General features: G+C 65.1%; 19 protein-coding genes and 1 tRNA gene. 18 read left to right on the top strand and 2 right to left on the bottom strand.

The genetic code is table 11. The features are described 5' to 3' along the window. Positions 1 to 14 precede the first annotated feature (14 nt). Positions 15 to 722 (top strand): Rha family transcriptional regulator, encoded by a 708-nt coding sequence (locus BOO71_RS00955; protein WP_075830128.1) that lies wholly within the window; start codon positions 15 to 17, stop codon positions 720 to 722. Next, positions 719 to 1,066 (top strand): hypothetical protein, encoded by a 348-nt coding sequence (locus tag BOO71_RS00960; protein WP_075830129.1) that lies wholly within the window; start codon positions 719 to 721, stop codon positions 1,064 to 1,066. The genes BOO71_RS00955 and BOO71_RS00960 overlap by 4 nt, the downstream gene beginning before the upstream one ends. A gap of 1 nt (position 1,067) precedes the next feature. Here BOO71_RS00960 and BOO71_RS00965 read toward each other — a convergent pair whose 3' ends face one another. Beyond that, entirely contained in the window at positions 1,068 to 1,583 is a 516-nt protein-coding gene (locus BOO71_RS00965; RefSeq protein WP_075830130.1) for a hypothetical protein, read from the bottom strand. An 84-nt stretch (positions 1,584 to 1,667) separates the two neighbouring features. On the opposite strand from BOO71_RS00965, the gene BOO71_RS00970 reads away from it, so the two are divergent. The 8 genes from BOO71_RS00970 (at position 1,668) to BOO71_RS01000 (ending at position 5,684) form a co-directional block, all read left to right on the top strand. Continuing rightward, complete coding sequence (locus BOO71_RS00970; protein WP_075830131.1) at positions 1,668 to 1,955, top strand: hypothetical protein; 288 nt, start codon at positions 1,668 to 1,670, stop codon at positions 1,953 to 1,955. A gap of 18 nt (positions 1,956 to 1,973) precedes the next feature. Then, the gene (locus BOO71_RS00975; RefSeq protein ID WP_075830132.1) at positions 1,974 to 2,261 is read left to right on the top strand and encodes a hypothetical protein; all 288 of its coding nucleotides are present in this window, start codon (positions 1,974 to 1,976) and stop codon (positions 2,259 to 2,261) included. After that, entirely contained in the window at positions 2,261 to 2,452 is a 192-nt protein-coding gene (locus BOO71_RS00980; protein ID WP_075830133.1) for a hypothetical protein, read from the top strand. The genes BOO71_RS00975 and BOO71_RS00980 overlap by 1 nt, the downstream gene beginning before the upstream one ends. Positions 2,453 to 2,502: 50 nt before the next feature. Continuing rightward, the gene (locus BOO71_RS00985) at positions 2,503 to 2,865 is read left to right on the top strand and encodes a hypothetical protein (protein ID WP_075830134.1); all 363 of its coding nucleotides are present in this window, start codon (positions 2,503 to 2,505) and stop codon (positions 2,863 to 2,865) included. After that, positions 2,865 to 3,650 (top strand): hypothetical protein, encoded by a 786-nt coding sequence (locus BOO71_RS00990; RefSeq protein ID WP_075830135.1) that lies wholly within the window; start codon positions 2,865 to 2,867, stop codon positions 3,648 to 3,650. The genes BOO71_RS00985 and BOO71_RS00990 overlap by 1 nt, the downstream gene beginning before the upstream one ends. 426 nt (positions 3,651 to 4,076) lie before the next feature. Beyond that, positions 4,077 to 4,152 (top strand) — tRNA-OTHER (locus BOO71_RS27505). Between the two features lie 811 nt (positions 4,153 to 4,963). After that, a complete protein-coding gene (locus BOO71_RS00995; protein ID WP_075830136.1) occupies positions 4,964 to 5,266 on the top strand; it encodes a hypothetical protein in 303 nt (100 codons plus the stop codon). Further along, on the top strand, positions 5,259 to 5,684 hold the full coding sequence (locus tag BOO71_RS01000) for a hypothetical protein (RefSeq protein ID WP_075830137.1): 426 nt from the start codon (positions 5,259 to 5,261) through the stop codon (positions 5,682 to 5,684). The genes BOO71_RS00995 and BOO71_RS01000 overlap by 8 nt, the downstream gene beginning before the upstream one ends. Before the next feature lie 57 nt (positions 5,685 to 5,741). Here BOO71_RS01000 and BOO71_RS01005 read toward each other — a convergent pair whose 3' ends face one another. Next, the gene (locus BOO71_RS01005; RefSeq protein WP_075830138.1) at positions 5,742 to 6,710 is read right to left on the bottom strand and encodes a tyrosine-type recombinase/integrase; all 969 of its coding nucleotides are present in this window, start codon (positions 6,708 to 6,710) and stop codon (positions 5,742 to 5,744) included. Positions 6,711 to 6,809: 99 nt separating this feature from the next. Here BOO71_RS01005 and BOO71_RS01010 point away from each other — a divergent pair, with 99 nt between their 5' ends. The 8 genes from BOO71_RS01010 to BOO71_RS01045 all read left to right on the top strand — a co-directional run bounded on the left by BOO71_RS01010 (position 6,810) and on the right by BOO71_RS01045 (position 12,922). Further along, a complete protein-coding gene (locus BOO71_RS01010; RefSeq protein ID WP_075830139.1) occupies positions 6,810 to 7,310 on the top strand; it encodes a hypothetical protein in 501 nt (166 codons plus the stop codon). An 83-nt stretch (positions 7,311 to 7,393) separates the two neighbouring features. Then, complete coding sequence (locus BOO71_RS01015) at positions 7,394 to 8,203, top strand: BRO family protein (RefSeq protein WP_075830140.1); 810 nt, start codon at positions 7,394 to 7,396, stop codon at positions 8,201 to 8,203. Next, entirely contained in the window at positions 8,200 to 8,841 is a 642-nt protein-coding gene (locus BOO71_RS01020) for a hypothetical protein (RefSeq protein ID WP_075830141.1), read from the top strand. The genes BOO71_RS01015 and BOO71_RS01020 overlap by 4 nt, the downstream gene beginning before the upstream one ends. Further along, on the top strand, positions 8,838 to 9,203 hold the full coding sequence (locus tag BOO71_RS01025) for a hypothetical protein (protein WP_075830142.1): 366 nt from the start codon (positions 8,838 to 8,840) through the stop codon (positions 9,201 to 9,203). Before BOO71_RS01020 ends, BOO71_RS01025 begins: the two co-directional genes overlap by 4 nt. Continuing rightward, a complete protein-coding gene (locus tag BOO71_RS01030; RefSeq protein ID WP_075830143.1) occupies positions 9,190 to 9,726 on the top strand; it encodes a hypothetical protein in 537 nt (178 codons plus the stop codon). Before BOO71_RS01025 ends, BOO71_RS01030 begins: the two co-directional genes overlap by 14 nt. 262 nt (positions 9,727 to 9,988) lie before the next feature. Continuing rightward, complete coding sequence (locus tag BOO71_RS01035) at positions 9,989 to 11,452, top strand: hypothetical protein (RefSeq protein WP_075830144.1); 1,464 nt, start codon at positions 9,989 to 9,991, stop codon at positions 11,450 to 11,452. A gap of 100 nt (positions 11,453 to 11,552) precedes the next feature. Beyond that, positions 11,553 to 11,981 carry a hypothetical protein gene (locus BOO71_RS01040; protein ID WP_075830145.1) on the top strand — a complete coding sequence of 143 codons (429 nt, stop codon included), beginning with the start codon at positions 11,553 to 11,555 and terminating at the stop codon, positions 11,979 to 11,981. Next, on the top strand, positions 11,978 to 12,922 hold the full coding sequence (locus BOO71_RS01045; RefSeq protein WP_075830146.1) for a 3'-5' exonuclease: 945 nt from the start codon (positions 11,978 to 11,980) through the stop codon (positions 12,920 to 12,922). Before BOO71_RS01040 ends, BOO71_RS01045 begins: the two co-directional genes overlap by 4 nt. The last annotated feature ends 28 nt before the right edge of the window (positions 12,923 to 12,950 follow it).

Raw genomic sequence — 12,950 nt, forward strand, 5'->3', positions numbered from 1 at the left:
TTGGAGGTTCTCGTATGACCAGCATTGTAGCAGTTCAAGAATTCCAGGGCGAGGCACGGGCGGACAGCCGCCATCTCGCTGCCCGCATGGAAAACAAGCACAAAAGCCTGATGAGTCTCATTGATGATTATGCCGAGGATTTTAGTCGCCTTGGACACCTGCGATTTGAAATGGAGACTGTTAAAAACAGCGTTGGAGCCGCAAATAAATCCCGTCATGCCCTCCTGAACGAAGACCAGTGCTACTTCCTCCTGACTCTGGTTCGCAACAGCGACGCCACCGTCCCCATGAAGCGCGAGCTGGTCCAGGCGTTCGGGGAGTACCGCCGCCGCGTCGCCCTGGCCCCTGCGCCGATCCTGCCCACCGATCCTCTGGAACTGCTGGAGCTGAGCCTGCGCGGCATGAAGCAGACCCGTGAGGAGGTCCGGGTGTTGCAGGCCACCACCGCCGCGCTGGAGGTCCGACTGGACAATACGCCCATTGCCATGCACCCCGAGATGGAGGCCACCATCTACGCGCTGTGTCAGGAGCTGGCCCGCGTCATCCCCGGCGGGTACAGCGCCGCGTACCGGGCGTTCAAGAGCAAATTCGGGGAAGCGGGCCTGCCTCTGGCGAAATACACCAGTCTGCCCGCCCGCCGCTTCCCAGAGGGCTGTGGCTATCTGCGTGGCCTGATCGCGCAGCACAGCCAGGATGGCCGCTTGATTGAGGCGAGGGCATGAGCCGCAACATTCCGGCTCCACATGGCCTGTTCCCAGACGCCGATCCCAGTCGCACCTACCCGCCTGAGCTGCTCGCCGCTGCCCAGCGCCCCATGTCGCCCCGCCCCTATCAGCCGCCCACGCTGGAAGAAGTGCAGGACGACGCGCAGCTCGAAGAACTGCGCCAGCTCCTGACCAAACTCCTGGCCTGCCGCGAACGGGTGGACCCGGCGGTGTTTGAGGCCGGATTTATGGGCCTGGCCGTCAAGAACCTCGCGTATCACGCCCATGAACTGCTGGCCAAGTGGCTGGCCAGCAGCGCGCAGGCGGATGACCCGATGACGTTGGACGCGGCCAGCGCATGAGCTACATCCCTTTGATCAGCAGCTCGGCCAGCATGCCGCCAGTTTCCGTGCAGGTCATGCCCGCCTTGGCACCGCCTTCCTGCGCCGTGGCGAGCTGCCGCATCACGTCGGGTAGCGGCATATCGCGGCCTGATTCCCTGCGCACCATCTGCTGCAAGTTGACCACCAGGTCCGCGACGCTGACGTTCGCGGGTGGACACAGCGTCTGGAGGCGGGCGTACTGGCGGGTCAACTCGGGATCGTTCTCGCTGACGCCCGCCACGATGGCGAGGTTCTGGATATCCGTGCGCGCAGGTGGGGCAGCTCGCCACGGCGCAGGCGCTGCGGTGCGCCGGTCTGCCCCACTGGGCAACACCCCCAGGATGCCCAATCCCACAACAAACACGAGTGCGCCCACCACCACGCTCCTGAAGGTGCTGGCCATCGGTGGACGTGGCGTGCTGCGGCGGGCATGGACGGCGGCATACACCAGGGCCGCGCCCACGATCAGGAACACGGCAGCCAAAAGAGTGGACATGGGCCATTACACCACAGCCCCGCGCACTCGCTTTACGTAAACGACAGGCATCACTTCCCTCACCCACTCCCGGAGGTTCCGCCGATGCAAGAGCTGATGAAAGGCCAGAAGTACACCATCACCGCCAACTCCGCCTGCGGAGACCGCAGTTACACCTGCGGCGTCCATATCGTCACGGCGTTCAACGGCACCCACGTCCAGACCACCTACCACGACGACAATTTCGCGCCGCGCACGGTGATCCTCAACCGCCGTGAACACGTCTTCAGCCCCGCCGACGACTTTGCCCTGCCCACTGGCACGTTCAACCTCAAGGGCCTGGGCGATCTGCCCCTGCTTGATCCCGACACCACCACCGACGCCCTCAACTGACCCCAGGAGGTCCAAGCCATGCGCACCCGAACTGAACGCCGAGCCACCGCCAACGCCCGCCACATCGCCCCCGCTGGAGCCATGAGCATGGCCACCGAACGCCTGATCGAGCGCACGCCCGCCAAGCACCTCGCCGTGTACGCCAACCCCGGCACCAAACGCCCGCAGAACTTCCTGAACCACAGCGGCGCATTCAGCGTGGCGGGCCGCTCCGAGCAGATCGCGGCCTACGCAGGCGGGGCCATCATCGCCCACCTGCCCAGAAGCCAAGCCCACCGCCACCTTCCGCACATGAAGCGCCGCTGATGGACGCCCGCCTGCGCATGGGCGAACACGCCCGAGGGGATGACCTGCTTTTCCCGGCCCGCCAGACCACCGACACCGCCGATGTGCGCCCCACCTTCACCGCCCAGCGGGCCAGCACTGCCCAGGTCAAGGCCCAGGCCAAAACCCGCCGCAAGGCCAAGAAGGAAGCCCGCAAGAAGCAGCGCCGCTAAACACCCTCTCCACCTCCCCTCACGCCGCAGCCCGGCCCACTGGAGTCCTTATGTCCGAGAAAGCCCCGCCCCTCACGCACGACACCATCGGAGAGCTGGAAGCTGGCGGTATCGGCTACGCGATCAACGCCGCCATTGAGGAAATGATGGCCGACTGCTCGCGCCGCCCCGGCCTGGAAAAGGCCCGCACGGTCACCATCACCCTGAAGTTCAAACCCCGCGCCAGCACCCTGGATCAGGGCCGCGCCGGGCTGAACAGCGTGGGCGTCCTGGCCGACGTCAAGACCAGCTCGCCGCCACGCGCCAGCAGCGGTGAATTCCTGAACGTCGCCGAGAGCATTGGCGCAGACGGCAAGCCCGTGATTCAGGCCACCTTCGCCCAGATGCCGCTGCTGCGTGCCGGGAGCAACTGATGAGCCACCTCGACAGCACCGCCATTCAAGACGTTGAACGCCTGACCAAGGAAGCCAACGGCATCCTGATCGAAGATGCCCGCCCCGGCAGCACCCACCTGATCCGCAATCAAGAAGGGGAGCCTTACCTGTTCGTGGTGGAACTGGACCACCACAACACCACCGTGTTTGACCTGCCCAGCCTGAAAATCACTGCCGAGGCCAGCCACGAGGCCGGGGTGCTGGAGGCGATTTACGTCTCGGACGGCCAGATCGTGGCGCTATGCGAGGACGACGACATCGATCAGCGCTTTACCGCCGTGCTGAACCTGCCCCTGCACCCGGCCTTCGTGCGGGTGGCCTCGTGGAAGCAGCTCACCGCACTGACCCAGAAGGAACTGACCCGCCTGCTGCGCACCGAGTTGCGGGACCACGTGGATCCCACGGTGATCGACACATTCAGCGCCCTGAAGTTCACGAACAACCGGGAGCAGACCAGCGAGGTGCGCCCGGCCAGCAACGCCCTGGACAGCAGCATCCGCCAGAGCGTGGCAGACCGCAACGGGGGCAGCGCCCCGGAGGTCATCAAGCTCAACGTGCCCGTCTACGACATCCCTGACGCGCGCGGTGACCTGTACGAGGTCAACGTCTACGTCGAATTCGATCACGACGCGGGCAAGTTCCTGCTGCTGACCGTCCACGGTGACCTGCGTGCGGCCCAGGAAGAGGCCGTCTCGGCCCTGATCGCGGATCTGAAGGACCACGCCCAGGCCCGCTGGCCCGTGTTGTACGGCAAGCCTTCCTAACACCTTCCCCGTGGATGGCCGTCCCACGTTAATCCCGGCCACCAAAGGTCCCACCGAGGACCGGGCAGCATGACAACATGAGCTTCAAGGCGTCCCAGCAGGATAGGGACGCTGTGCAGGCCCCACCGGCTCAGCCGGAGCGGCGCGTGAAGACGGAAACCACTGCCCCGTGGCAGCAGGTCCGGCGAGACACGGCCAAAGGTCCCTGCACCCCTGAGAACCCGCGAACTCCCAGCCTCTTCCTCGGCGCTGGCCCGCGCGGGGCGTTTCCCTTGACGCGAGACAAGGAGGCCGCCAATCCCAGCCAGGGCGGTCGTCGCGGACTCTGCCGAGTTGACGGCATAGGCAGGCCCGCCGCACGGCCCACATGCCCGATTCCACGAAGACGCAATACCCACGCCTCAGCCTTTGCGCTGGGGCGGTGTCGGGAGCGAAACCCCAATGGATGGGGATAGGTCCGAGTGAAGACCGAAAACAGCGGGTTCGACTCCCGCCGCTCCCGAATTCCAGCGCTGCGGAATTGACCGCAGGGCACCCGCCTCTGACAGAGTGACTGCTGAGGCACCACGCCCCTTACGGGGGGCGCACGCGCGTAGCAGGTCCGGCAGGCATTCCCGATCAGGAGGGCTTGAACCACCGGACTGGACGACAGGGAATTTCACGCCCTACCCCGTGACTGTGAGGCGCGTCATCCGGCGTTCGTGGAGGGCCACCGTCCGCCATTGGCTGCCCTGTTCCAAGTAGCGTCAGGGCGCTTCTTTCCGCTGCGCTGGATGTCCCTGGGCGTCCACTGCGGCTTTTCCCCACCCTCGGCCAGAACATCCGGCCATCAACCGCCAGCGTCAATTAAGACACTGGCTTAAAGGCGCAATGCGCCGCGCGTCCCGCGCTCGCCACACACCGCGACAGGGAGGCCCACCCGGCCAGCAGGGTGACGTTCGGCTCCGTTTGAGAGAAAACGGGCGACAGTCGGCATTCTCTGCCAGAGGCCAGGGCCGCGCGCCCCATGCGCGCACAGACCCTGCATTGCGTAGCAGCAAGCCCGGACAGGACAACACAGGTGGCCCTCTGCGCTGGACCTGTCCGGGCCTTACCGGCAGTCCCTGGTTGAGCCAGGAGCCGCCGAACCTCAGCCTCACCGGGAGGTCAAGCCCGGCCCGCCGCCGCAGTCTTTTGCACGGCGAAAGGAGATCCCATGAAGTAGTCCAGCGCTTGCGGGTGTGCCAGCAGAACGGCTAGCTGCTGGCCAATCACGGCGGACCCAGGTCCTTGCTGGTTCGAGTCCAGCGCCCGCCGCCAACAAAGGAGTGTTCATGCCAACAACCCCCCAAACTGTCCGCAACGCCAGAGACGCCGCCGCCATCACCCACGCGGCGCTGCGGGCTGAACCCGTCGCGGACGAACTCACCCACGTCCTCCACGCCATCACCGTCCAGGCCGCTGACAAGAAGACGTGCCTGACCGATTACCTCATTCCGGCCCGCGTGCGCGTCCGGCTGGTGGAGGAGCTGCACGCGCTGCGGTTCGAGGCGTGGGCCAGCCTGCCCTTCCCCGAGGCCACCAAGGCGCGGCTGAACGTCAACTGGCCGGAAAACCCGGAGGCCCTGGATGTCTGACCATCAGGAACGCGGCACGATCACGGGTCAGGATCTGGCCCGCCGTGCCTTCGCGGCCCGCAGGCTGCGCAAAGAGGAGCTGGCCGCAGATGCGCTGGTTCATCAACTTGGATTCGTGGCGTTTCCGGTAGCGTGCCTCGGCCAGACGAGCTGCGACATTCACGTGCCGCCCGCCCTGGCCATAAAGGTGGCGAGTCAAGCCAACAGTCTCGGCTGCGAGGTCATTTACTGGCACCGAGGCTTTGCCGAAACGCCCACCGGACGCCTGACCCTGAGCTGGCCGGATGAACCGTACGACGGCGGCCCCCGGAACCGCCCACCCCCACCCGCCGGGCCGTTCTATGGCCAGTCCGAGGGCGGCAGAGCATTCTGGGACGCCCTACGGGACACCTTTGGTTTGAGGAAGCGCCCCGTATAACTTTCTGCCGGAATTGCACCGTTCGGTATAACCGTGCAAAAGCCGTTTTCCTCGGTTTCACCAGTCCAGATTCACAGCCCGGTCCTGCTGCCTCGCATGATTGACGTACAGCGAACTCGTCTCCACCGAGGCGTGGCGCAGGTGGTCACGCACCTCCAGCAGATCGCGTGTCTGGCGATAGACCTCGGTGCCTGCTGTGTGGCGCAGGCCGTGAACCTCGCGCCCCACATACCGCACGCCAGTCACCTTGCACAGCTCGCGCAGGCTGTCGCTGATGCCTTTTCGGGTCTCCCAATTCAGGACGCGCGGCCCGAGCTTCGGCGTCATCTCTACCCAGCGCGAGAGTGCCACGCCGCACCTCCGCGACACCGGCACCTCCTGACGCTTCTGCCGCTTGCCGGTCACGGTCAGGTAAGGCCGCTCCGCCGTCAGGTGTAGGTCTGCCCGCATCAAACCCGCCATCTCCCCCACCCTCAGCCCACAGTGCGCACCCAGCAACACCATGACCTTCTGTTGTGGATCCGCCTGTCTCAGTAGCAACTCAATGTCCGCCTTGCTGTAGGGCTGGCGCTTCTGCCACGCCGGAACCGGATCGGGGGCGGCCCGCACGTCCGTCAGCGGGGCCGCGTCGCTCGCTCCTGACCACCGGAGCGCTGCGAAGAGCGCCCGCGCTGCCGCCAGTCGCACCCGCACGCTGCCTGGGGCCAGCCCGGAGGCTTCCAGATGGCGGGCGTACCCGTACCCGTCATTCGGACGGGGCCGCAGCAGGCTCATTCCGCCAGGGCCAGCCCAGTTCAGGAAGGCGGACAGTCCGGCGCGGTAGCTCATCAGGGTGTTCTGGCTGACCCGCGCGCCTGCACTTCCCCTGGTGACCAGAAATGCCTCGGTCAGATCCCACAGGCCCGCCTCGTCCCGCTCGGCAGCCCAGCGCAGGGCCTCTCGCCTCAGCGCGTCGGGTTCCAGCCGGGCAAGCCGTTCCGAGCGGGCGGCAAGGTCCAGTCGGGCGGCCATCAGATCAAGAGACATGACCCAGCTTAAGCCGTGGCGGATGCTGGGTCAGAAGAGTCACAAGGCAGCCGATTACATCAGTTATGTAACCCCAACTAACTCAACGAGGTTTTACCCATGACTGAACCCACTCCACCCGACAACCGCCTCTGGTGCTGGAGCCGTCACCCCAGCGGCCCCTTCCATGGACCAGACCCCGATCAAGGCACTTCAGCACTGGACTCGCTCAGCGATCCCACCACCCCAGCCATCCCAGAGAGCGATCAGCCATGGGTATACATCGGGCGCTGTGCTCCAGGACTCGCCAGCAGCTTCCTGCCGGATCTGGACGGACTGATCGGCGACGCCCGCATCACGGCCTACGACATGCACCGGGACAGGCCGCTCAGCGCCCGCCGCCCGTCGGACTGGCTGGGCAACCTCAGTCCCGCCGAACACCAGGACCTGCTGGACCGCGTGGGCCGGGCCTTCGACGATTGGGCCTCGCAGCACCACCGGCAGCCGGAGTTCTTCCAGGTGCAGGACGTGCAGGCGCTGACCTGGGCTGAAGCAGACGCGGTGGCCCGGGACTATGCGAAAGAGCTGCTCGCGGTCATGGCCAGCGGGGCAAGCCAGTAAGGACGGCGGAGGCCAACAAGCCACCGCAATAGAAAAGGCCCCAGGGGTGAGATCCCAGGGGCCGCCTACTTGGAGGACTTTCAATGCAAAGCATACAGGAACGGATCACCCAGATTAAAAGCCAGATCGAGGGCGAACGGCAGTTTGACGAGAATGGTCAGGAGTTCTGGAGCGCACGCGGCCTCGCCCCCATCCTCGGGTACCGGAACTGGGAGCAGATTCCGGGCTTGATCGAACGCGCGAGCGCAGCCGCAGAAAACGCGGGTGCAAGCGCCCAGAACCATTTTCGACCCGCCTCGAAAATGGTCGCCATCGGCTCCAAGAGCGCCCGCGATCTGCTCGACTTCCGAATGAGCCGGTATGGCTGTTACCTCTTCGCCATGAACGGCGATCCGCGCAAGCCGGAGATCAGTTGCGCCCAGTCTTACTTCGTCGTCAAGACCCACCAGATGGAGACGGTGGAACGCCAGGCCCTGGAGGATCAGCAGGCCCGCGCGCTTCCCGCCGCCGCCCCCACTCTACCCGCGCCTGTCGGCATGGATTTTCTGCAACAGTTCGCCGGGAACGTGCTGGTGGCCATTCAGCAACAAGCCCACACCACCAAAGAGGAGGTCAAGGCGGAGATCCGCACTGAGATCACTCAGACGCTGGGCGAGTGGCCCATCAGTGGCAGTCAGCCCCGCGAGATTCATAGCCGCGTCGGCAAGCTCGCCAAGCTCATGGGTGGGCAACGCGCCCACTTCAGTGATGCCTGGAGGCGTCTGAAGGACCGCTATGAAGTCATCGGGTACCGGGACCTGACTGTAGGCCAGTTCGATGACGCCGTGAAGTTCCTGGATCTTCAAATCGCCTCCTATCAGACGGACGGCGGACTCTTCAGGGGTGAGTTGTGAATCCGAAGGAGCGTCTGCGCCGCTTAGGCAGCTTGCTCAAAGCTGGGCGGGCACAACAGGCCCTGCCACCCTACGAGAAGCTTTACGACGTCATGGTGCGAGACATCCTCGCCAGAGCGCTGGAGTACGGTTATCCACTGGAAATCCCAGGAGAGGACTATCTGGACCTCTACCTCGGCCACTCAGAACATCTGGGGGCATACAAGATCGGGATCGGTAAGGATGCTCTGAACCGAGCCAAGTCAATCAAAAGCGTGAATGCCGCACACGGTCATGGCGACGACTTCAGATTGATCAGGTTTGTACGCGGCCCAAATCGACTGGTCAGGGCCGCCGAAAAGCGGATCAAGGTGCGCTTTGCTCACTTGGTGGTTATGGGACGCGAATGGTTCTCGGATATCGAGAGCGATTTTCTAACTGTCTGCGCTGAAGAACAGCGTCAGCTTGCTGAGGACCGACAAACCTATCTGCTGAATCACGGTCCTATGGAGGACTTGAACCGCACGCGCAGGCTCTTTGAGATTTTCGGCCCGATGGATGCGGCAGCCCGCGTGACCCATCTGGGGGCGCGAGTCAAGCAATGGGACGACGTCTTCGCCGAGATGGACGAGTGTTGCAGACAGCAGGTGTCAGCGTGAATGCCCACCTCCCCACCCTCCTGGCCGCCGTCAGCCTGGGCCTCAGCGGACTGAACGGCGGGCCTCCCCTGCCGCCCCCACTGGACCGTCCCAATCTGCTGCGCCTGCGCGACGTGCTGGAGACGGCCAGCATCCTCCCGGAAACGCCCCTGATCCTGACGCCCAGCGATCACGAGGCCCTGCTGGTCTGCGTGCTGACCACCGACGCCTACCTGGACAGTGGGCGCACCATTGACGGCCCACCGGACCTCCTGCGCGCCCTGGAGGAAGAGCAGCGGCAGGGGGCACGCGAGGCCCTGATGAATGAACTGGATGTCTGGAAGACCCTGAAATGCTACGGGACCGCCCATGCCCAGCTCTGACCCCGGCCAGCTCGCCCTGACCCTCTCCTCCCTCTTCACCGCCAGCCGTACGGACGGACGCCAGCGGGCGCACACGCTGGGGCATGGCTTACAGCTCACCGTCGGGACAGCAGACGGCGATTTCGTGGCTTTGAGCCGCAAGGCAGGCGAGCCGGACATGCTGGAGGCCGCAGTGGTGGCCGAGAAGGCAGGCTGGATCAGCTACTCCACAGACTGGCAGGACATCGCCGGATCGCGCTACCTGGTGATCCGCCCCGACTCGCCCACCGAAGACCCACCGGATGAAGGCGACACCGATCCACCCTCCCCCGAGATCGTCGCCCTGCTGACGGACCCACAAGCCCCCTGGCGACACCGCACCTTCACTGCCCAGGCCCATGAGGCCAGGGACGACGCGGTGCGCCGGATGTCGCGGGCGGAGCTGCACGAGGAGATGGCGTGGCTCCGCACGAAATGGGGGCCGCAGCTCCGGGCATGGCAGCAGGGGCGGCTGCGGGAGGTCTTGGCAGGACCAGCACCGTGAACGGCAGTGGGTTTCAGGCCACCATTGCCAGCCATTCGCGCTATGTTGTAAGCACCCCGGCGGTCACCGAGCAACAGACCAAAAGGGAAAAACCCCAGTGGGAGCCGGCCAGCTCGTAATCCACAGAGGTTATCCACACCGTTTTAGTTGCCGCCTTTACGCGGTGGCTTTCGCCTACCCATAGGATACGCGCCCTATGGGGTTCGGTCAACCGAGACCGAATGGCCCCGAGAGAAGGGCCAGGAGCGTTAGGAGTTCCACCTTGAATTCAGCCGAGTTTTTACGCTGGGAAAGAGACAGCCGCGACACCCTCGATTTCAAAAAAGTTTACGTCGATATGACAGGCGATCTCGCCGCTGGCCTGCTGTTGAGTCAGATCGTGTACTGGCATCTCCCGAACAGGGAAGGGAACGTCAAGCTGCGCGTCCAGAAGGACGGCCACCTGTGGATCGCCAAGCAATGGACGCAGTGGTGGGCCGAGGTGCGCCTGACCGAGAAGCAGGCCATCCGTGCAGGCGAGATTCTGGCCAGCAAGGGCATCGTCATCAAACAGGTCTACAAATTCGCCGGGGACCGCACCACGCACCTGCGTCTGGACTGGGACGTGTTCCTGACTCTCTGGAACGAGACCTCAAAGAAGTCTGAGGAGGAGCGCAATGCCGAGCCGGGTACCCGGACCAAACGCCCCGATCTGACCCGTCGCCCAAAGGCTAAGGACGGAGAAGCCAAACCTCGGTCAAAGGCGAAAGCGGAAGCGGGTGAGGGGGATTTGCAAAACGCCGAAAGGGAGTTTTCCAAAACGCCGAATGGGAGTTTTGCAAAACACCCAAAGGGGGCGACCGAAAACGCCGAAACGGGGTTACCTATAACAGAGAACACCACAAAGACTTTTCCAGAGACTTTACAGAGAGGTGGTGAATACAACGTTACTGGTAACGCACCCGCGCCCGAGGGTCCAGAGGCGCAGGTAAGCCAGATCAACAACGCACCGATCACCACCACAATCGCTTCGCGCCCAGAAGATGAAGGCGAGGCAGACAGCCCATCCGCAAGCGTGGCCGTGCTGCCGCCTGACGGCGGGGACGCTGACGCGTCCATCACAGACGACGAACTGAGCTTCCTATTTGGAGATCAGGGTCAGGCGAACGAAAAATCGGCAACGATGACTGCTCCTGAAAATGTTCCGCCCGCCGCGCCGCCTGTCGTGGTTGCGCCTGTCCCGGCCTCTGACGAGCCGCATGACCCGGAGGAAACCCGCGCCCTGCTGGTCCCAGCTCTGGGTGGCCAGAAGAAGCTCAACGACCTGATGGACGAAACCCCGCCGGGCCTGCGCTATGGGCAGCGGCGGGGCTGGATCACCCAGATCAACCCCGAGCGGGCCGTCGAGGTGATCGCCGAGGCCCGCAAGACCGCCGGTTCGGACAACCCCTGGACGTACATCATCCGGGCGCTGGACAAGGAAGTCGGGGGTCAGATCAAGGGTGGGAAAGGTGGCACCATGACTGCCGTGACCCCGATGCCCGGGGCGTACCTGACCCCGGAGGAACAGGCCACCCGCGAAGCCGCCCTGCCTCCGGTGGCCGAGGGAGAAACCTGGTACGGCAGACGCTCTGGCAAGGCTTACCAGATTGCGGAAGTCAGCAGCCGCAGCGCCTTCGTCGAGGGCCTGGGCGAATACCAGTTCCAGAAATTCCACAGCGAATTCACCAACGAGAAGCGCGGATGAACCGCCAGGAATTTGACGCCCAACTGCGGGCCTCCCCCGACGCGGCTTCCACTGACCTGCTGGTGGCTGGCCTGTTGACCCCGCCCAAAAGGAGCCTCTGGTGACCGTCCCCACCCGCCCCAGTCCCCACCCGTACACCCGCATGCTCTCCGGCCCGGACCTGGATCACGCCTGGACGGTTACCAATGGCATGATTGCCATCCTCGGCGAACACGAGACCCTGACCTTCCCCGTGGGGGCCACCTGGCCGGGCCTGGACGCCCTGCCGTCCGACTGGCTCGACGAACTGCGCCCCGCTGAGACTGTGTCCGTCTCGGGCAGCCTGACGCGCAAAGCACTGCCCAGCGAACTGGAGTCCGGGCTGGCGCTGGTGCATGCCCAGATGCTGCGCACCGGGTCGCTGGCGCTGCGGCTGACCCGGCTGGACCGCTTGACCTCGGGCACGCTGAACCAGTCCACCCAGGCGGCGCTGGTGGGCGCGCGGCGCGAGTCGGTCACGAAAGTCCGCACGGAGATGGGGCAGGCGTGACCCTTCCCGTCCACCGCGAGATCCCGGACGGCCTGAACCACAAGACCGGTCTGAAGCGGCTGGGCCTGTCCCCCACGGGGGACGTTTTGGCCCTGTACGAGTACCGCACCCGGAAAGGGTACGAGCGCTGCAACCTGTACGCCGTGGCGGCAGCAGCCCCGATAGACCGCGCGGGCGAGGCCCAGGCCAGGAAGACCCGCAAGCTGGCCCGCGACGCCCGCCGCCTGGAACTCCAGGCCCACTTCGCCGAGGAGGTGGCCACCCTGGAAGCCGAAGCCCTGTCAGCAGCACAGGCCCATTGGCGCAAGGGGCTGAAGAAACTCCAGCGCTGGGCCGCCGCGCCGAACATGCTGATCCTCGACACGGAAACCACTGGCCTGGCCGGGCAGATCATCGAGATCGCGGTGGTCCGGCTGGACGGCACGCCGCTGGTGAACACCCTCGTGCGCCCCACGGTGGCCATCGAGGAGGGCGCGCACCGCGTTCACGGGTTGACCGAGGCGGACCTGCGTGACGCGCCGTCATGGCCGGAGGTGCTGGCGCTGCTCAGCCCGGTCATGCAGGGCCATTGGTGCGTCGCATTCAGTGCCGACTTTGACCGGCGCGCCTGCGCCACCAGCAATGCCGCACACGGCCTGAGCAATCCCCTGACCGACGCGCAGTTCTGGCGCTGCGCCATGAACGCCTACGCCCCGATCGGCTGGCACTGGAGCGACTACCACGGCGAGTGGCGCTGGACCTCCCTTCGCAACGCCTGTCTCCAGCAGGATGTCCCTCCCGAGGCCGAGACCCACCGCGCCCTCGGCGGCGCACAGGCCCTGGCCGCGTTGATGACCCGGCTGAGCAGCGCGCCGCCTGAACTGCCCACGACACTGCCGGACGGCATGACCGTGACCGAGGAGGATGTGGGCTGGTCCCCGGAAGAACACCCGGACTGGTAAACGGCCATCTGGCGGAATTCTTCGTGCC

This window comes from Deinococcus marmoris (assembly GCF_001949125.1).
Classification (GTDB): domain Bacteria; phylum Deinococcota; class Deinococci; order Deinococcales; family Deinococcaceae; genus Deinococcus; species Deinococcus marmoris_A.